At 65.4% G+C, this 18,865-nt stretch carries 20 protein-coding genes and 1 pseudogene; 16 read left to right on the plus strand and 5 right to left on the minus strand.

What is annotated here, in order from left to right:
- Positions 1–187: helix-turn-helix domain-containing protein (locus tag DPM33_RS34620; RefSeq protein ID WP_167449087.1), on the minus strand; the 187-nt coding region annotated here is incomplete at its 3' end.
- Positions 188–561: 374 nt separating this feature from the next.
- On the opposite strand from DPM33_RS34620, the gene rpsF reads away from it, so the two are divergent.
- The 13 genes from rpsF to DPM33_RS34690 all read left to right on the plus strand — a co-directional run bounded on the left by rpsF (position 562) and on the right by DPM33_RS34690 (position 12,547).
- A complete protein-coding gene (gene rpsF / locus DPM33_RS34625; RefSeq protein ID WP_112101968.1) occupies positions 562–1,047 on the plus strand; it encodes a 30S ribosomal protein S6 in 486 nt (161 codons plus the stop codon).
- Positions 1,047–1,295, plus strand: a complete 249-nt coding sequence (rpsR, locus tag DPM33_RS34630; protein ID WP_006203718.1) for a 30S ribosomal protein S18 — start codon at positions 1,047–1,049, stop codon at positions 1,293–1,295. The genes rpsF and rpsR overlap by 1 nt, the downstream gene beginning before the upstream one ends.
- Before the next feature lie 216 nt (positions 1,296–1,511).
- Positions 1,512–2,096, plus strand: a complete 585-nt coding sequence (gene rplI, locus DPM33_RS34635; RefSeq protein ID WP_112101970.1) for a 50S ribosomal protein L9 — start codon at positions 1,512–1,514, stop codon at positions 2,094–2,096.
- Positions 2,097–2,328: 232 nt separating this feature from the next.
- Entirely contained in the window at positions 2,329–3,618 is a 1,290-nt protein-coding gene (locus DPM33_RS34640; RefSeq protein ID WP_112101971.1) for a cyclopropane fatty acid synthase, read from the plus strand.
- Positions 3,619–3,685: 67 nt separating this feature from the next.
- Positions 3,686–4,009, plus strand: coding sequence for a YnfA family protein (locus tag DPM33_RS34645; RefSeq protein ID WP_112101974.1), 324 nt, complete (start codon positions 3,686–3,688; stop codon positions 4,007–4,009).
- Between the two features lie 3 nt (positions 4,010–4,012).
- Complete coding sequence (locus DPM33_RS34650) at positions 4,013–4,978, plus strand: small ribosomal subunit Rsm22 family protein (protein WP_112101976.1); 966 nt, start codon at positions 4,013–4,015, stop codon at positions 4,976–4,978.
- Between the two features lie 200 nt (positions 4,979–5,178).
- Complete coding sequence (locus DPM33_RS34655) at positions 5,179–6,669, plus strand: replicative DNA helicase (RefSeq protein WP_112101978.1); 1,491 nt, start codon at positions 5,179–5,181, stop codon at positions 6,667–6,669.
- A gap of 251 nt (positions 6,670–6,920) precedes the next feature.
- Positions 6,921–8,324, plus strand: coding sequence for a DNA repair protein RadA (gene radA, locus DPM33_RS34665; RefSeq protein ID WP_112101982.1), 1,404 nt, complete (start codon positions 6,921–6,923; stop codon positions 8,322–8,324).
- 42 nt (positions 8,325–8,366) lie between these two features.
- Positions 8,367–9,053, plus strand: a complete 687-nt coding sequence (locus DPM33_RS34670) for a CvpA family protein (protein WP_112101984.1) — start codon at positions 8,367–8,369, stop codon at positions 9,051–9,053.
- Between the two features lie 113 nt (positions 9,054–9,166).
- The gene (gene purF, locus DPM33_RS34675; RefSeq protein WP_112101986.1) at positions 9,167–10,648 is read left to right on the plus strand and encodes an amidophosphoribosyltransferase; all 1,482 of its coding nucleotides are present in this window, start codon (positions 9,167–9,169) and stop codon (positions 10,646–10,648) included.
- 86 nt (positions 10,649–10,734) lie between these two features.
- Positions 10,735–11,478: an SDR family NAD(P)-dependent oxidoreductase gene (locus DPM33_RS34680; RefSeq protein WP_112101988.1), complete on the plus strand. Its 744-nt coding sequence runs from the start codon at positions 10,735–10,737 to the stop codon at positions 11,476–11,478.
- A 78-nt stretch (positions 11,479–11,556) separates the two neighbouring features.
- Positions 11,557–12,198: a hypothetical protein gene (locus DPM33_RS34685; RefSeq protein ID WP_112101990.1), complete on the plus strand. Its 642-nt coding sequence runs from the start codon at positions 11,557–11,559 to the stop codon at positions 12,196–12,198.
- A 124-nt stretch (positions 12,199–12,322) separates the two neighbouring features.
- A complete protein-coding gene (locus tag DPM33_RS34690) occupies positions 12,323–12,547 on the plus strand; it encodes a hypothetical protein (protein WP_041008353.1) in 225 nt (74 codons plus the stop codon).
- A gap of 6 nt (positions 12,548–12,553) precedes the next feature.
- On the opposite strand, the pseudogene DPM33_RS34695 reads toward DPM33_RS34690, so the two are convergent.
- Positions 12,554–13,060 (minus strand): annotated as a pseudogene (locus DPM33_RS34695) (OsmC family protein).
- Positions 13,061–13,325: 265 nt separating this feature from the next.
- Here DPM33_RS34695 and DPM33_RS34700 point away from each other — a divergent pair.
- Positions 13,326–14,822 carry a S10 family peptidase gene (locus DPM33_RS34700; RefSeq protein WP_112101994.1) on the plus strand — a complete coding sequence of 499 codons (1,497 nt, stop codon included), beginning with the start codon at positions 13,326–13,328 and terminating at the stop codon, positions 14,820–14,822.
- 3 nt (positions 14,823–14,825) lie between these two features.
- On the opposite strand, the gene DPM33_RS34705 is transcribed toward DPM33_RS34700, so the two are convergent.
- Together DPM33_RS34705 and DPM33_RS34710 are read right to left on the minus strand one after the other, a co-directional pair.
- A complete protein-coding gene (locus DPM33_RS34705; RefSeq protein WP_112102020.1) occupies positions 14,826–15,383 on the minus strand; it encodes a riboflavin biosynthesis intermediates N-glycosidase in 558 nt (185 codons plus the stop codon).
- A 10-nt stretch (positions 15,384–15,393) separates the two neighbouring features.
- Entirely contained in the window at positions 15,394–15,804 is a 411-nt protein-coding gene (locus DPM33_RS34710; protein WP_167449316.1) for a hypothetical protein, read from the minus strand.
- A gap of 143 nt (positions 15,805–15,947) precedes the next feature.
- Here DPM33_RS34710 and DPM33_RS34715 point away from each other — a divergent pair, with 143 nt between their 5' ends.
- Together DPM33_RS34715 and DPM33_RS34720 are read left to right on the plus strand one after the other, a co-directional pair.
- The gene (locus DPM33_RS34715) at positions 15,948–16,844 is read left to right on the plus strand and encodes a DMT family transporter (protein ID WP_112101998.1); all 897 of its coding nucleotides are present in this window, start codon (positions 15,948–15,950) and stop codon (positions 16,842–16,844) included.
- Positions 16,845–16,899: 55 nt separating this feature from the next.
- Positions 16,900–17,799 (plus strand): DMT family transporter, encoded by a 900-nt coding sequence (locus DPM33_RS34720; RefSeq protein ID WP_112102022.1) that lies wholly within the window; start codon positions 16,900–16,902, stop codon positions 17,797–17,799.
- A gap of 169 nt (positions 17,800–17,968) precedes the next feature.
- Here DPM33_RS34720 and DPM33_RS34725 read toward each other — a convergent pair whose 3' ends face one another.
- Positions 17,969–18,823 (minus strand): LysR substrate-binding domain-containing protein, encoded by an 855-nt coding sequence (locus DPM33_RS34725; RefSeq protein ID WP_112102000.1) that lies wholly within the window; start codon positions 18,821–18,823, stop codon positions 17,969–17,971.
- Between the last annotated feature and the right edge of the window lie 42 nt (positions 18,824–18,865).

Consider the following 18,865-nt stretch of genomic DNA (forward strand, 5'->3'; position numbering starts at 1 on the left):
CCGCAGGCACCCGACGCGTCGAAAGCTTGCCCAAACGCCGGTCCCTTAAGCCATCCTCCCCAGCCTCTTCGTAGCGGTCGCGATAACGCCGAAATTGCCGTTCCGACATGCCCAGTAGCTCACCAGCCTCCAGCATCGAAAGATCGCCGCCATTCCAGCGGCTTAAAACGTCCCGAAACTTCTGCATTCTCCGGTCCTGTAGCCATGCTGTCCGTCCCATCCCCAGTCTCCATTCGCTGGCGATAAAACCGGACAACTCGTGTGCTACCTAACCCGGACAACTCATGTGCTTACGACATGACGTCGGCCGGGCCTTGCCTTCCGGCGGAATTGCTGTATAGACGCGCGCAATCTGCCGGTCCTTGCTGGGGGCTGAACGGAGGGCCGTGGCCTTTTCGAAGGCCGCGACACGAAGCCAGATGCGCTTTTAGCCTCCCGTGTCTCCGCTCTCGACCGTCTCGCGATGCTCCTTTCTTCCCCGTTTTCATGCGGGTCAGACAAGTTGCAGAGGCTTAGCCGCGAGGGCCGGTCCAGAGAAACGAAGAAAGGCACTAAAACATAATGGCTCTTTACGAACATGTGTTTCTTGCCCGGCAGGACCTGTCGCAGCAGCAGGTTGACGCGCTTGTCGAACAGTACAAGGGCGTCATCTCCGCGAATGGCGGCTCGGTCGGCCGGATCGAGAACTGGGGACTGAAGTCCCTCACCTACCGGGTCAAGAAGAACCGGAAGGCTTACTACACGCTGATGGACATCACCTGCCCGCCGGCCGCGCTCAACGAGATGGAGCGTCAGATGGGTCTGTCGGAAGACGTCCTTCGCTTCCTCACCGTCAGGGTCGAGGCGCATGAGGAAGGCGCTTCGGCGATGATGCAGAAGCGCGAAGAGCGCTCCGAGCGCGGCGGCTTCGGCGACCGCGATCGTGGCCCGCGTTCCTTCGGCGATCGTGACCGCGGCGACCGTGGTCCGCGTTCGTTCGGCGACCGTGACGGCGGCGACCGTGGTCCGCGCCGTCCGCGCGAAAGCTCTGAAGGGGGTGCAGAATAATGGTCGACATCAACCAGATCCCGACCCGGCGTCCGTTCCATCGCCGCCGCAAGACCTGCCCGTTCTCCGGCGCCAATGCGCCCAAGATCGACTACAAGGACGTGCGTCTCCTGCAGCGCTACATTTCCGAGCGCGGCAAGATCGTGCCGTCGCGCATCACCGCCGTCAGCCAGAAGAAGCAGCGCGAGCTCGCCAAGGCGATCAAGCGCGCCCGCTTCCTCGGCCTGCTGCCCTACGTGGTTCGCTAAAACTTCCGGGCAGGCGGTTCGCCGCCTGCCCGTTCCGCCGGCCGTGACGGGCACGACCGGTTCGACCATCAAATCCCGAGTTGAGGTGAAAAGCCTCTAACTGCCGCGACAGGCAGGACAGCGACACCGGCGACAACGCCCTTTTTGCTTCCTGACCTGTTCCACTCAATTTCCGCGCCGATCCCGCGATCGGTGCCCGAACGAAGGAACAAGACAATGGAAGTCATTCTCCTCGAGCGCATTTCCCGTCTCGGCCAGATGGGCGAGACCGTGAAGGTCAAGGACGGGTTCGCCCGCAATTTCCTTTTGCCGCAGGGCAAGGCGCTGCGCGCCAACGAAGCCAACAAGAAGAAGTTCGAGGGCCAGCGCGCCCAGCTCGAAGCCCGTAACCTCGAGCGCAAGTCCGAGGCCACCCAGGTCGCCGAGAAGCTCGACGGCAAGAGCTTCATCGTGGTGCGCTCGGCCGGCGAGACCGGTCAGCTCTACGGCTCGGTGTCGACCCGCGACATCGCCGACCTGCTGATTGCCGAAGGCTTCACCGTCAACCGCAACCAGATCGAGCTCAACCAGCCGATCAAGACCATCGGCCTGTCCAATGTGGCGATCGCGCTGCATCCGGAGGTCCAGGTCACCGTGACGCTCAACATCGCCCGTTCGGCCGACGAGGCGGAGCGCCAGGCCAAGGGCGAGACGCTGACCACCGCCGAAGCCATCTATGGCGACGACATCAACGACAATGCCCGGCCGGAGAATTTCTTCGACCCGAACGCCGAGTTCGAGGGCGGCGAAGAGAACGCCTGATCGACCACACGACCGAGGCATCGCTTCGGTTAAAGGCCTCCAGAATTTCTGGACTAACGCCCGGGTCTGCGACCCGGGCGTTTTTGTGCCAAACGGAACTTTCCGAACCCCTATATCTTGATGCAGAATTACAGTGTGGCGCGTCGATTGGACGCGGGCGTCGCGCTGTGGCACTTTCGTTCTGGCATTCCAGTCCGATTACCGGGTGATCCGACTGAGGGGACATTTGGTCATGAATATCCTGTTGAAACACGTTCTCGAACGCCTGGTGCGGGCCGGCGACCTCAAGGTGACCGGGCCGAAGGGGACGACGCACAAGTTCGGCGACGGCAGTGGCGAGCCGGTGCATATCCACATCAAGACCATGCATGCAGAGCGCGCCATCAGCTTCGACCCGATGCTGGCCGTGCCCGAAGCCTATATGGATGGCGAGCTGGATGTGCTCGAGGGCGGCGTTCTCGGGCTGATGCGTATCGCGTTCCAGAACATGGGCTCGAGCGGCATCGACGTGTCCTGGTCGAAGGCGATCGAGGGCCTGCGCCATGCCTTCCGCCGTCTGCAGCAGGTCAACACCGCCGCGCGCTCGCGCCGCAACGTCGAGCGCCACTACGACCTGTCGGGCGAGCTCTACAAGCTCTTCCTCGACGAGGACATGCAGTATTCCTGCGCCTATTTCGAGCAGCCCGACATGACGCTGGACGAAGCGCAGCTTGCCAAGAAGCGCCACATCGCCGCCAAGCTGAGGCTGAAGCCCGGCCAGACCGTGCTCGACATCGGCTCCGGCTGGGGCGGCCTCGGCATCTATCTCGCCAAGGCCTTCGACGTCGACGTGCAAGGCGTGACGCTGTCGACCGAGCAACATGGCGTCGCCACCGACCGCGCGCATGCGCAGGGGCTGCAGGACCGCGTGCATTTCGAGCTCAAGGACTATCGGCACATCAACGAGCGCTTCGACCGCATCGTCTCGGTCGGCATGTTCGAACATGTCGGCGTCAACCACTACCGCACCTTCTTCGACAAGGCGGCGACGCTGCTCAAGCCCGACGGCGTGATGCTGCTCCATACCATCGGCCGCTCCGGCGTGCCGTGGGCGACCAGCGCTTTCGTGCGCAAATATATTTTTCCGGGCGGCTATATCCCGGCGCTTTCCGAAGTGATGCCGGCGATCGAGAAGTCGGGCCTGGTCGTCACCGACATCGAGATCCTGCGGCTGCATTACGCCGATACGCTGAAGCATTGGGGCGAGCGCTTCGCCGCCAACCGCGACAAGGCGAAAGCGATCTATGACGAGCGCTTCTGCAGGATGTGGGAGTTCTATCTCGCCGCGTCGGAAGCCGCCTTCCGCTGGCAGGACCTGGTGATCTTCCAGTTCCAGCTCGCCAAGAAGAACGACACGCTGCCGGTGACGCGCGACTATATCGCCAAATGCGAGAAAGCGCTGGAACTGCGCGATATCGGCCACCAGGAGCCGGCGGCGCCCGTGCCGCCCAAGCCGAGCCGCCGACGCAAGGCAGTGGAATAGACACGCATTGCCGCTTGCCATTGCGGCCTGACGCCACGAAAAAGGTCTCGTTCGCGAGACCTTTTTCATGACCTACCTCATCTACACCGCAGCAGCCCTTGCCGAGATCGCGGGCTGCTTCTCGTTCTGGGCGTGGTGGCGGCTGGAGAAGTCGCCGCTCTGGCTCCTCCCCGGCCTCGTCTCGCTGGCGCTGTTCGCTTTCCTGCTGTCGCTGGTCGATACGAACGCCGCGGGCCGCGCCTACGCCGCCTATGGCGGCATCTACATCGCCGCCTCGCTCGGCTGGCTGTGGCTGGTCGAGGGCGCGCGTCCCGACCGCTGGGACCTGGCGGGCGCAGCGCTCTGCATCATCGGCGCTTCCGTCATCCTACTGGCGCCGCGCGGGGTTTGAGCGATGGAGCTCCCCCCTATGCTCCGCCAAGGCGTCGACGGTCTCCTCGAAAAGGTGCCGCTGCCGGCGTTGAAACAGGCCGCGAAGACGCTTTCGGAACGCTACCGAGCCGAGTTGCGCGACGGCCGCCTGCATATGGGCGAGGACATGGCGGTCAAGGCCTATCTGGCGACAAGGCTGCCCGCCACCTATGCCGCCGTGCGCGCCAGCCTCGAGGCGTTGGCCGACGCAAGGCCGGATTTCCGGCCGGCGAGCCTGCTCGATATCGGCGCCGGGCCTGGCACCATGCTTTGGGCCACGACGGACGCATGGCCCGAGCTCGAACGGGCGGTTCTGGTCGAGGCAAGCGCTGCCGTGCGCAAGGCCGGTCAGTCGCTGGCGGGAGACGCGATCGCGGCCCGCACCGACTGGATCGCCGGCGACGCGACCATCGACCTTGACGGCATCGAGCCCGCAGACCTCGTCAGCGCCGCCTATATGCTGGACGAGATCGTACCTTTATCGCTGCCGAAACTCATCGACCGGCTCTGGCGGCTCACGGCCGACACGCTTCTCATCGTCGAGCCTGGCACGCCCGCCGGCTGGCAGCGCATTCTTGCCGCGCGGCAGCAACTGATCACGGTGGGCGCGCATGTCCTGGCGCCCTGCCCGCACGCGGCGCCCTGTCCGCTCGCGCCGCCCGACTGGTGCCATTTCGCCCGCCGCGTCGCCCGCTCGCGCCTGCATCGCCTCGTCAAGGAGGCCGAGGTGCCATGGGAGGACGAGAAGTTCATTTACCTCGCCGCCTCCAGGCGGCCGACACCGGCGCGCCCGGCACGGGTGATCGCGCCGCCGAAGGGTGGCTCCGGCAAGGTGGTGCTGAAACTCTGCCGCCCCGACGGCGGCGCCCGCGAGCAACTGTTCAGCAAGCGCGACGGCGATGTCTTCAAGGCCGCGCGGCGGGCGGACTGGGGCGATACGCTAGCATAAGTATTTTCCTGTTTTGTTCTCATACGAGAAGCGCTATCGTCGTTCCTTCCGATTCGAGTCAATGACGATTCTTTCCACCAAAAAATTTTGGCTGTGAATCGCGAGCATCAAGGCCGGTTGGATCCTCACTGTTGCAGATAAGTCAGCACCGATTTTTCCAGTTCTGATATCGAAAGGCCGGGATCGAAATCGGGGACATCATGGCAGAGGCGGCGAGAAAATTCGGCGCGGCGGAGACGCCGCTTTATCGCGAGGCACCGAACAACATCGAGGCCGAGCAGGCGTTGCTTGGCGCCATCCTCGTCAACAACGACGCCTTCTACCGTGTCTCGGACTTTTTGAAGCCGGCGCATTTCCACGAGCCGCTGCACCGCCGCATCTTCGAGGTCGCGGCCGAACTCATCCGCATGGGCAAGATCGCGACGCCGATCACGCTGAAGACCTTCCTGCCAGCCGACGAGAAGGTCGGCGACATGACGGTGGCGCAATATGTCGTGCGGCTGGCAGTGGAAGCCGTCACCGTCGTCAACGCCACCGACTACGGCCGCGCCATCTACGACCTCGCGACGCGCCGGGCGCTGATCACCGTCGGCGAGGACATGGTCAACATCGCCTATGACGCGCCGGTCGACATGTCGCCGTCCGACCAGATCGAGGACGCCGAGCGGCGCCTGTTCGAGCTCGCCGAAACCGGCCGCTACGACGGCGGCTTCGAGAGCTTCAACGATGCGGTCAAGACCGCCGTCGACATGGCCAATGCCGCCTATATGCGCGACGGCCATCTGTCCGGCATCTCGACCGGCCTGCGCGACCTCGACCGCCGCATGGGCGGCCTGCAGCCCTCGGACCTTATCGTGCTCGCCGGGCGCCCGGGCATGGGCAAGACCTCTCTGGCCACCAACATCGCCTTCAACATCGCCGAAGCCTACCGGCCGGCGCAGCAGGCCGACGGCTCGTTCAAGGCCGCCAATGGCGGAGTCGTCGGCTTCTTCTCGCTGGAAATGTCGTCGGAGCAGCTCGCCACCCGCATCATTTCCGAGCAGACCGAGATCTCGTCGTCAAAGATCCGCCGCGGCGAGATCACCGAGATGGATTTCGAAAAGCTCGTCGCCTGCTCGCAGACGATGCAGAAGATCCCGCTGTTCATCGACCAGACCGGCGGCATCTCGATCGCGCAGCTTGCCGCCCGCGCGCGCCGGCTGAAGCGCCAGCGCGGCCTCGATCTCATCGTCATCGACTATATCCAGCTGATGCAGGGCTCGAGCGCCAAGGCCTCGCAGAACCGCGTGCAGGAAATCACCGAGATCACCACGGGCCTGAAAGCGCTGGCCAAGGAGCTCGGCGTGCCGATCATCGCGCTGTCGCAGCTGTCGCGTCAGGTCGAAAGCCGCGACGACAAGCGCCCGCAGCTCTCGGACCTGCGCGAATCCGGCTCCATCGAGCAGGACGCCGACGTGGTGCTGTTCGTCTACCGCGAGGAATATTACCTCAAGAACCGCGAGCCGAAGCTCGGCACCGACGAATACATCAAATGGGAAAACGAGATGAACGAGGCGCGCGGCAAGGCCGAGTGCATCGTCGCCAAGCAGCGTCACGGACCGACCGGCACGGTCAGCCTCGCCTTCCACGGCGAGTTCACGCGCTTCTCGGATCTGGCCGAAGAGCATCATCTGCCGGAGAGGTTTGAGTAGGCGCTTGCTCGGGACCGCAGCAAAAGCGATGGGCGTTGGCGCTCCACGGCGCCCCCCTCTGTCCTGCCGGACATCTCCCCCACAAGGGGGGAGATTAGCTGCCGCCTTCGCCGGCACTCTGTTCTGCAACGTTGAAAATTGGCGAAACCCGTCGTGCGGTCCGATCTTCCCCCAAGTGGGGGAGATGTCCGGCAGGACAGAGGGGGGCGCGAAGGAACGCGGCGTCCGCCCAAAGCCAAAAAGGTAACAGCGTGGCCAAATCGCGGGTTCAGTTCATCTGCCAGAATTGCGGCTCGGTGCATCAGCGCTGGGCCGGCAAATGCGATGCCTGCGGCGAGTGGAACACGCTGGTCGAGGAAGGCACGTCGGGCGGCATCGGCTCGGGGCCGGCGAACACGCGCAACACCCGCAAGGGCCGCGCCGTGGTGCTCACCAGCCTGTCCGGCGACATCGAGGATGCGCCGCGCATCGTCTCGGGCATCGGCGAGCTCGACCGCGCCACCGGCGGCGGCTTCGTGCGCGGCTCGGCATTGCTGGTCGGCGGTGATCCCGGCATCGGCAAGTCGACGCTGCTCACACAAGCCGCGGCGGCGCTCGCCTCGAAGGGCCACCGCATCGTTTATGTTTCGGGCGAGGAGGCGGTGGCGCAGATCAGGCTGCGGGCGCAGCGGCTCGGCGTCGCCTCAACGCCGGTCGAGCTCGCCGCCGAAACCAATGTCGAGGACATCCTGGCGACCATCGCCGACGGCAAGCGGCCGGACCTCGTCATCCTCGATTCCATCCAGACGCTGTGGACCGACCTTGCCGATTCGGCGCCGGGCACCGTCACCCAGGTGCGCGCCGCTGCTCAAGCCATGATCCGCTACGCGAAATCCACAGGTGCTGCGATCGTGCTCGTCGGCCATGTCACCAAGGAAGGCCAGATCGCCGGACCGCGCGTCGTCGAGCACATGGTCGACGGCGTGCTCTATTTCGAGGGCGAAGGCAATCACCACTTCCGCATCCTGCGCACGGTGAAGAACCGTTTTGGGCCGACCGACGAGATCGGCGTGTTCGAAATGTCGGACAAGGGCCTGCGCGAGGTTTCCAATCCATCCGAGCTGTTCCTCGGCGAACGCCACGCGAAATCGCCGGGCGCCGCGGTTTTTGCCGGCATGGAAGGCACCAGGCCGGTGCTGGTCGAGATCCAGGCGCTGGTCGCGCCCTCCTCGCTCGGCACGCCGCGCCGCGCCGTGGTCGGCTGGGACGGCGCGCGTTTGTCTATGGTGCTCGCCGTGCTGGAGGCGCATTGCGGCGTCCGCTTCGGCCAGCATGACGTCTATCTCAACGTCGCCGGCGGCTACCGGATCTCGGAGCCGGCGGCCGATCTCGCGGTCGCCGCCGCGCTGGTTTCCTCGCTCACCGGTCTTGCCCTTCCCGCCGATTGCGTCTATTTCGGCGAAATCAGCCTATCGGGTGCGGTGAGGCCGGTTGCGCATGCGCAGCAGCGTCTCAAAGAAGCCGAAAAGCTGGGTTTTGGAAGCGCGGTGCTGCCGCTCGGCAGCGAGGAAATCGCCGGGGGGATCGGGGCCGGCGCGTTTCAGCCCACCGAGCTTGCCGACCTTGTGGCGCGTATAGCCGGCTCACGGCGCGGCCGTGCCGACGACGATGAGTGACGCGGCTCGTCGGGCCGTAAGACAGGAAGTGGGGCGAGAACCATGCCGATTACGCTGCTTGACGGAATTCTCGTCGGCTTCACCCTGGTCTCAGCAATGCTCGCCATGGTGCGCGGCTTCTCCCGCGAAGTGCTGTCGGTGGTTTCCTGGGCAGCGGCGGCGGCAGCGGCGTTCTTCTTCTACAAGCCGGTGCTGCCCTATGTTCAGCCCTATATCGAGAACGACAAGATCGCGATGGCGGCTTCCGCGGGCGTCGTCTTCCTCATCGCGCTGATCGTCGTCTCCGTCATCACCATGAAGCTCGCCGACTGGATCATCGATTCGCGCATCGGCGCGCTCGACCGCACGCTCGGCTTCCTCTACGGCGCGGCGCGCGGCATCCTGGTGGTCGCCGTGGCGCTTCTGTTCTTCAACTGGCTGGCCGGCGCCAAGGCGCCTGCCTGGGTCGCCAACGCCAAGTCGCGGCCGCTGCTCGAGTCGATCGGAGCCAAGCTCGAAAGCGTGCTGCCTGAAAACACCGAGGAACTGGTCAACAAATACACGCATAAGGGCACGCCGCAGGCCGGCGCGCCGGCCACCGGCGACCAGCCCGCGGCGGAGCCGCCCGCAGCCGGCGACGACAACGCGACGGCGCCCGACGACACTGAGGGCGAGGCTCCAGCCGACAACGAGCCGGCCACGCCTGCGCCCGCCCCGGCGCCAGCGCCTGCGCCTGCGCCGGCAAACTGACTTGGCAGGCCCTGGCGGCCTGCCCTCATCCTATTTGTCAATGCCCGCCGGCATGCGTTGCGTTCGGCGAGCGATGGCCCTATATGGCAGCTTTAGCGGAGCTTGAGCACCAGATGGCAGACTCAACGGCAGATAGAGGCAAGGTCCTTTCCGCCGAGGCCGACGATCATTTCCACGACGAATGCGGCGTGTTCGGCATCTTCGGCCGGCAGGACGCGGCGGCCATCGTCACACTCGGCCTGCACGCCCTGCAGCATCGCGGCCAGGAAGCGGCCGGCATCGTCTCCTACGACGGCACCCAGTTCCATGTCGAACGCCATGTCGGCCTGATCGGCGACACCTTCACCAAGCAAGGCGTCATGGACAGGCTGCAAGGTAACCGCGCCATCGGCCACACACGCTACGCCACGACGGGCGGCGCGGGCATTCGCAACATCCAGCCCTTCTTCGCCGAGCTTGCCGAAGGCGGCCTGGCGGTCGCCCACAACGGCAACCTCACCAATGCGCTCACCGTGCAGCGCGCGCTGCAGAAGCAGGGCTCGATCTTCTCCTCTACCTCCGACACCGAGACGCTGCTGCACCTGGTCGCGACCAGCAAGGAGCGCGATCTCAATTCCCGCTTCATCGATGCCGTGCGCCAGGTCGAAGGCGCCTTCTCGCTGGTGGCGATGACGGCCAAGAAGATGATCGGCTGCCGCGACCCGCTCGGCATCCGCCCGCTTGTGCTGGGCGACCTCGACGGCGCCTGGATCCTTGCTTCGGAGACCTGCGCGCTCGACATCATCGGCGCCCGCTTCGTGCGTGACATCAAGCCCGGCGAGATGGTGGTCATCACCTCCAAGGGCGTAGAGAGCCTGTTCCCGTTCGAGCCGCAGAAGACCCGCTTCTGCATATTCGAATATGTCTATTTCGCGCGACCGGATTCGTCGGTCGAGGGCCGCAACGTCTATGAAGTTCGCAAGCGCATCGGCGCCGAGCTGGCGCAGGAAAGCCCGGTCGAGGCCGACATCGTCGTGCCGGTGCCGGATTCCGGCACGCCGGCCGCGATCGGCTTTTCCCAGGCGGCGGGCATTCCCTTCGAACTCGGCATCATCCGCAACCACTATGTCGGGCGCACCTTCATCCAGCCGGGCGATTCCATCCGCCATATGGGCGTCAAGCTCAAGCACAATGCCAACCGCCGCATGATCGAGGGCAAGCGCGTGGTGCTGGTCGACGATTCGATCGTGCGCGGCACCACCAGCCAGAAGATCGTGCAGATGGTGCGCGATGCCGGCGCGAGGGAAGTGCATATGCGCATCGCCTCGCCGCCGACCGGCGCATCCTGTTTCTATGGCGTCGACACGCCGGAGAAGTCGAAGCTGCTCGCATCGCGCATGTCGATCGAGGAAATGGCCGAGTTCATCCGTGTCGATTCGCTCGGCTTCCTTACCATCGACGGCCTCTACCGCGCTGTCGGCGAAGCGCGCCGCGACAACGACCAGCCGCAATTCTGCGACGCCTGCTTCACCGGCCAATACCCCACCCGCCTGCTCGACTTCGAAGGCCACGACAATGTGCGCACGCTGTCGCTGCTGGCGTCGAGCGGATCGTAAGCCGCAATATTTGTTTTGACGCAATTCCGGACGGAAAACCGCTAAACACTTTTCCTGGAATTGCTTTAGCTCACGGAAATTCCTGTATGACCCTCGACCTTTCCGGCCGCGTGGCGGTCGTCACCGGCGCCTCGCGCGGCATCGGCTATTTCATAGCCAGGGAGTTGGCGGCGGCCGGCGCGCATGTCATCGCGGTGGCGCGCACGGTCGGCGGACTGGAAGAGCTGGACGACCAGATCAAGGCCGACGGGCGCGGACAGGCGACGCTGGTGCCGCTCGATCTTGCAGACATGGCCGGCATCGACCGGCTCGGCGGCGCGATCCATGAGCGCTGGGGCAAGCTCGACATCCTGGTGGCGAACGCCAGCGTGCTCGGCGTGATCTCGCCGATCGGCCATGTCGAAGCCAAGACCTTCGAGAAGGTGATGACCGTCAACGTCACCTCGACCTGGCGGCTGATCCGTTCGGTCGACCCGCTGCTCAGGCTCTCCGACGCCGGCCGTGCCATCATCCTGTCGTCCAACGCGGCGCATTCGGCGCGCGCCTTCTGGGCGCCCTACGCGGCCTCGAAGGCCGCCGTGGAAACGATGATGCGGTCCTGGGCGCATGAGACCGAGACGCTGGCGTTGAGGGTCAATGCCGCCGACCCCGGCGCGACGCGCACGGCGATGCGCGCGCAAGCCATGCCCGGCGAGGATCCGGAGACGCTGCCGCACCCGTCCGAGATCGCCAAACGCATCGTGCCCCTGGCAAGCCCCGAACTGAAGGAGACGGGCCTGATCTTCCAGGCCAAGCACAACCGCTTCGTCGCCTACAGGCAGCCGGAATAAAACGAAGCCCAGGACGGATTAAACAGGCCTCCGGCAACGTTCTTCGAATGCAAAGGCATTCGAAACCGGAGGACCGACATGCGTAGACCCATTCTCGTTGCCGCCATCGCCGCTGCCGCGACGCTTGCCGCATCTGCCGGCGCAGCCCTCTCGCAAGACAAGAGCATGAGCTTCTTCGTCACCAGCGCCGGCTCCGGCAAGGGCGCCGATCTCGGTGGCCTGAAGGGTGCCGATGCGCATTGCGCCTCGCTGGCGGAAGCGGCCGGCGTCACCGGCAAGACCTGGCATGCCTATCTTTCCTCCAGCACCGAAGACGCGCGCGACCGCATCGGCAAAGGCCCGTGGTTCAACGCCAAGGGCGAGAAGATCGCCGACGACGTCGCCTCGCTGCACGGCGACGCCAACGGCATTACAAAGCAGACGGCGCTGACCGAGAAAGGCGAAGTGGTCAATGGCCGCGGCGACAAGCCGAACCGCCATGACATGCTGACCGGCTCCAAGCCCGACGGCACGAAGATCGCCGACCAGACCTGCGGCGACTGGACGATGAGCGGCGCCGAGGGCGCGGCGATGATGGGACATCACGACCGCACAGGGCTCGACGAATCGGCGGCGGCGAAGTCGTGGAATTCCTCGCACGCCTCGCGCGGCGGCTGCAGCCAGGAGGCGCTCAAGGGCACGGGCGGCGACGGCCTGTTCTACTGCTTCGCGACCGAGTAGCTCGATCGTTCACGGGTCTGTGACCGGGGCGGTGGAAGCGTGTGCCGCCGCCCTGCTTTCGCCGTACCGAGGGACTTGCTAGGATCGGTCCGAATCCGACATTTGAGCAAAGTGAGGAATGCCCATGGCTGCCACCCCCAGCGTAGCATTGGTCTGGTATCTGGTGATCGCCGGCCCGCAGGGCGGCATGGTGGTGCTGCCCAGCACCTTCGACACCCGCGAACAGTGCACCAACGCCATCACCGAATATCAGAAGCAGCCGACCCCGCAGGGCTGGGCCGTCCAATGCGTGCCGAGCGCCTCGCCGTTTACCGATGAAGGGGACGCGGAGACGCCGTCGGCGCAGTAGCGACGCTCAGCGCTGTCCGCTCACACTCAACGCCGGCTTGTTGTTGATCGTCTGGAACACCACGCAGTAGCGCTAGGTGAGCTTCATCAGCGAATCGATGCGCTCCCGCGGCTCGTCGGTGTCGAGGTCGAATTTCAGCCTTATCTCGCGGAAGCCGACCGGTGCGTCCCTGGCGACGCCGAGGGTGCCGCGAAAATCGAGGTCGCCCTCGGCCTCGACAGTGGCGTTGCCGAGCTTGAACTCCAGCGCCGTCGCCACCGCCTTCAGCGTCACGCCGGCGCAGGCGACCAGCGCCTCGAGCAGCATGTCGCCGGAGCATAGCTCTGGGCCCGAGCCGCCGGTCGCCGGATGTAGGCCTGCGACGGCAAGCGCCCTGCCCGTCTCCACCTTGCAGGCGATCGACTGGTCGTCGAGCGTACCGCGGGCTCTCAGCGTGATCAGCGCTCGCGCGGCATCGTCGCGATAGGCTTCCTTCAGCGGCGCCTGCATGGCCTTGAGTGCGGTCGCGTCCATAAAGGCGAATTTCCTTTCAGCGGTGTTGGCAGTTGATAGCACATAATTCCAGCTGGGTTCCTCGCCCCCATGAAGTGGGGGAGAGGTGGCTCGGCGAAGCCGAGACGGAGAGGGGGAGCGCCCTACGAAGGCCCCCTCTCCGTCCGCTCCGCGGCCACCTCTCCCCCGCCTTTGGCGGGGGCGAGGAACCCAAGTTCTGAGACGCCCATTTGACTTCGCCGGCCCTAGCCATACCTTTGCGGAGATCGTTTCCAGCGGAGTTGTCATGCGATCCAAGCTCGTTCCCCTCATCCTCCTGCTGCTCGCCGCCCTCGCCCGACCGGCCCTCGCCGAAACGCCGGAGCGGCCGGCGCCGGCCGGTGGCGTGCTGTCGCTGTTGCCGCCGCCGCAGGTGACCGAGCATTCGATCACGCTTGGCGGGCGCAAGCTGGATTACCAGGCCAAGGCCGGCACGCTGTCGCTCTTGTCGGGCAAGGGCGAGGTCACGGCCGAGATCTTTTATGTCGCCTACACGCAGCAGTCGCCCGCCCCGGCGAAGGACCGACCGATCACCTTCGTCTTCAATGGCGGGCCGGGCGCGGCGTCGGCTTACCTGCATCTCGGCGCGATCGGACCGCGCATCGTCGAGACCGCTGCCGACGGCGAATTCCTGCGGCCGCCGCAAAAGCTGATCGACAATCCCGACAGCTGGCTCGACATGAGCGATCTCGTCTTCGTCGATCCGGTCGGCACCGGCTACAGCCGCGAGGCGCCGGGGCACGAGCCGAAGGAATTCTGGAGCGTCGACGCCGACGCCAGCTCGGTCGGCGCCTTCATCCGGCTCTATCTGGCGCAGAACGGCCGCACCGAAGCGCCACTATTCCTCGCCGGCGAAAGCTATGGCGGCTTCCGCGCGGCGCTGCTTGCGCGCACGCTGCAGGAGGATGTGGGCCTCAGCCCCAGCGGCATCGTGCTGATCTCGCCGGCGCTGGAATTCATGCTGGTGCGCCCTGACCAGTTCGACCAGTTGCACTGGGCGCTCGAACTGCCGTCGCTGGCGGCGACGCGGCTGAAGGGCGATGGCTTGAGCGGCGATGCGCTGCGCGACAGGCTGGCCGAAGTCGAGCGTTACGCGCTCGGCGATTACCTGACGGCGTTGAACAGCGGACTGGAGCAAGGCGGCAAGCTCGCCAGCGGGCGCGTTTCGGAGATCACCGGCCTGCCGCTCGAACTCGTTCAACGCAATTTCGCCCGCATCCCGACAGGGTTTTTCGCCAAGGAATTCCAGCGCGCCACGGGCAAGGTGCTCAGCCCCTATGACGCCACCGTCGGCACCGCCGACATCGAGCCGCAAAGCCCGCGCGACGCCGGCCCCGATCCGGTGCTCGACCGCAGCATTCCGGTGCTGACCTCGGCCTTCGTCGCCTACGCCCGCGACGAGCTCGACTACCGCACCGATGTCAGCTACCGGCTGCTCAATGGCGAGATCAGCCACAACTGGGATTACGGCACCTCGGGCCAGGGCTATGCAGGGGTGATGAACGACCTGCAGCGGGCGCGCTCGCTCAACCCGGCGCTCGGCGTCGTCATCGTCAACGGCTACACCGATCTCGTCACGCCCTATCTCGCCTCGCGCTATCTGGTGAACCAGTTGCCAACGCTCGCCGACGCCAAGCCGATCCGGCTCGACGTCGTCGAGGGCGGCCACATGATGTATCTGCGGCCGGACGGGCGACGCGCGCTGAAGGACGCGGCATCGGAGCTCTACCAGGCGACGCAGTGAGCGCTAAGCTGCCTTCGCTTGCAAGCGGTCCCGCGCCTGCATCAGGGCAAAGCCAAGCAGGTTCTCACCGCGCCACAGCAACGGATTGGCGGCCTTCTCGTCATCGGCCGCGAGGCCGATGCCCCAGATGCGGTCGACAGGGCTCGCCTCGACCAGCACCTTGTCGCCAGTCGCGAGCAGAAACGCGCCCAGATCCTTGTTCTGGCTGAATTTCTGAAAGCTGCCCTCGGCGACGATGCCGTTCTTCTCGCGATCCCACAGCGCGCCATCGAAGCCCTTGACCTTGCGGCCCAATTCCTTCGCCTGCTTGGGGCTGCCGGCCTCCACTATCCGCGCCGCCATCTCGGCGTCGCCGAACAGGCGCGCCTTGGATGCCATCATCCAGTGTTCGGCCGTCGCATAGCGCGAACCGGCAACGGTGAAGGGCGCCGGCCACCACTGGCTGAAACAGGATACCGTGATGCTGCCGTCCTTCGAGGGCTGGTGGCCCCAGAAGAACAGCAGGCGCGGGCGCGATTTGGAGCGGACGGCTTCTTCGAGCCAAGCGCGGTCGTAGGTCATCGCGAACACCTTAATTCTTGTCCGCCAACGAGCGTCGCAACCGGTCGTCGAGATTCGCGAATTCGTCGGCCAACCTGTCACAGGCAGCGCGATCAGCCTCGCAGCGGATTTTCCGTTTTATGATCCAATGGCCTTGCGAGTCCTTGCCCAGCCACCGGCAGGCGACGGCGGGATAGGCCTTCTCGGAGGGCTTTGTAAAAACCCATTGCGTCACTCCGTCGTCAGCGACGAACACGTCGAAGCGATCTGATGCCGGGGCTTGATGGAGGCTCGCCCGCACCTGCCTGAGAAAATCCGCCGTGCCGGCACCGTGGATGTCGCACATCGTCGAAGGGCCGTGCGCATAGCGGTAAACGGTTTCGGCGCCGGAGATATCCGCGCTCCCGATCAGCATTGCGCCCGCCACAAAGATTGCTTTCACCCGATGCTCCTCCCCAGCCTTGGCCACGCTATCATCCGGTGCAGGGTTTGCCATCCCTGCGCCAACGCAAGCGCCCTGCTGGAGCAGCGCAGCCCTTGCGTTCACTCGTATAGCTGCCACCTTCAGGCAAGCAGATCGATACCATGGCCGATGTCGTCGTCCTCGAAAGCCGCGAAAGGGTGCTGGCCGGCATCCTGTTCACGGCTGCCGCCTATTTTCTGTTTTCGGCGCAGGATGCCTCGATCAAGCTTCTGGTCGCCGGCATGACGGTCTGGCAGATCATGTTCTTCCGCTCGATCACGGTGCTTGTCGCCTGCGGCGCGATCGGCGGGAAGCGGCTGTTCGCCGACACGATAGCATCGCCGATCGTCAGGCCGATGCTGGTGCGCAGTGCCTTCACGCTCGCCGCCTGGCTCTGCTACTACAATGCGGCGCGCTCGCTGCAGCTCGCCGAGCTCACCACCATCTATTACGCCGCGCCGATCATCGTCACCGTGCTGTCTGTGCTGATCCTGGGCGAGACGGTGCCGCTGCCGCGCTGGATCGCGGTGTTCATCGGTTTCGTCGGCGTCTTCATCGCCTGCGATCCGACCCGGCTAGGCATATCTCTCCCGGTCCTGCTGGTGCTGGCGGCGGCCGTGTTCTGGGGCATCGCCGTGGTGCTAATGCGCAAGACCGCCATGCAGGAGCGCACGATGATCCTGCTGGTGCTCAACAATTTCTACTTCCTGCTGTTCTCGGCCGTGCCGGCGTTGATCTGGTGGCGCATGCCGGACGGAACTCAGCTGCTGTTGCTTCTCAGCGTCGGAGCGCTCGGCGGCGTGGCGCAATATATGCTGTTCGAAGGCATGAAGCGCGCGCGGGTGTCGATCGTGGCGCCGTTCGAATACACTTCGCTGGTGTGGGCCTTCGCGCTGGGCTACGCCATCTGGGGCGACGTGCCGCGCGCGGAAGTGTTCATGGGCGCGGCGCTGATCATCGGCGCCGGCCTGCTGGTCGTCGGCAACGAGCGTTTCCGCAAACGGGAGCAGGCCTCATGACGGAAGGCTGTCAGGAGCAACTGGCTAGGGTGGCGTCGTGACCGATACGCTCGACATGCCCGAAAAGCTCGCGCCTGCCGCCCCCGACACAGCGGCCGAGCGCACGCTCGGCATCATCCTGGTGTCCGCCTCGGCGATAGCCTTCGCGCTCACGGGCGTGCTGACCAAGTCGATCCATGCCGATCCGCTGACCATCACCTGCTGGCGCGGCTTCGTCGGCTCGATCCTGATCACACTCTATGTGCTGTGGCGCCGGCGCCGCTCGGGCGGGCGCGAAAGCCTGAAGCTCGGCTGGCGTGGCTGGCTGCTTGCGATCGAGGGCGCTGCCGCCAGCATCGCCTTCATCTCGGCCTTCAAATTCACCTATGTGGCCAATGTCGCGGTGATCTACGCGACCTCGCCCTTCATCGCGGCGCTGCTTGCCTTCGTGCTGGTGCGGGAAAAATTCCGGCTGCAGACGATGGTCGCGGCCGCCGTGTCGCTCTGCGGCGTCGCCATCATGGTCGGCGCCGGCCTCGGCAACGGCCATCTGTTCGGCGACGGGCTGGCACTGCTGATGACCGCCGGCAGCGCGCTCTATATGATCATGGTGCGGGCCTTCCGCGATTCGCCCGTCGTCTGGGCTGGTGCTGTCTCGGCCTTCCTGCTCTTCGTGCTCGGCTGGTTCGTCACCGACCCGCTCGCCGTGTCGGCTCGCGACGTGGTGCTGCTTGGGGCCTTCGGCTGCTCCTTCGCCATGGCCTCGATCCTGTGGACGGAAGGCTCGCGGCTGATCCCATCCGCCGAAGCCGGCCTGCTCGGCTCGGCCGAGGTGCCGTTCGCCATCCTGTTTGCCCTGGTCTTCCTCGGCGAAGCCCCGCCATTGGCCAGCGTCATCGGTGGCGCCATCGTGCTATGCGCGGTTTTCGCCCATGCCGGGCGCGACTGGCTGAAGGCCAAATCGGCGCGTTCGTAAAAATATTTTTCGGGGTCACGGAACCATCATCCGCCTGGGGCATTATTGGATCGACGGGTCACCCCCCAAGTCCCCCCAAACCCCTCGACCCGTCCGACTAGAAGCCGACCTGCAAAAAGGTCGGCTTTTTCTTTGGGGAATCCCTGGGAATGACGCAGTGGTTTTTCGTTCAGGACGGCAAGGCCAGGCCGCTGCCGAGCAGGTCGGCCAGATCCCTTGCCGGACGCTCGGCCTCACGGCCGAGCCGGATGGCGAAGTCGGCCATCGGCAATGGCGGGAGATCGAATTCGGGAGGCGCCTCCACGATGCCGGAATGGGCGAAACGCCGGGTGCGCGGCGTCAGCGCGATGCCGGCATCGACCGCGGTGCGCAGGCCTGAGAGGCTGGCGCTGCCGGCGGCGATGCGATAGCGGCGGCCAGCAGCGTCGAGCGCATTGAGCGCAGCCTCGCGGAAGCCGCAATAGGGGTCGAGCAGCGCCAGCGGGACTGCTTCCTGCCGGGTCGCTAGGCCTTTTTCCGAGCAGAGCCACAGCATCGGCTCGCTGATCACGGCCGCTTCGTCCGGCGACGCGGCATGGCGCATGGTGATCGCGAGGTCGAGCTGGCCCGCCTGCAGCGCCGAGCCGAGCTCCTGGGAACGGCCGACGCGCAGCTCGATCCGTACACGCGGATGGCTGACGGCGAACGCCCTGAGCAGGTCCGGCAGGCCGTGATCGGCGAAATCCTGCGTCGTGCCGATGGCGATGCGGCCGCCGGCTCTCGCGCCTTTGAGCGCCAGCCAGGCCTCGGTGTGGACGGCAAGGATGCGCCGCGCGTGGCCGACAAGGTCTTCGCCGGCCGGCGTCAGCCCGCGCCCCCTGCCCTGCGGGGTGAGCAGCGGCTCGCCGACGATCTCTTCCAGCCGCTGCATCTGCGCGGTCACCGCCGATGGCGTGCGGCCGACAGCGGACGCGGCTTTTGCAAGCGAGCCGCCATCGACGAAGGCGAGGAAGGTTTTCAGCAGGTCGGGATCGAGCATCTCCATACTTCGATAATATCGAACCTTTTGTCAAAAACAATTCGATTT

The sequence above is a fragment of the Mesorhizobium hawassense genome (assembly GCF_003289945.1).
Lineage (GTDB): Bacteria > Pseudomonadota > Alphaproteobacteria > Rhizobiales > Rhizobiaceae > Mesorhizobium > Mesorhizobium hawassense.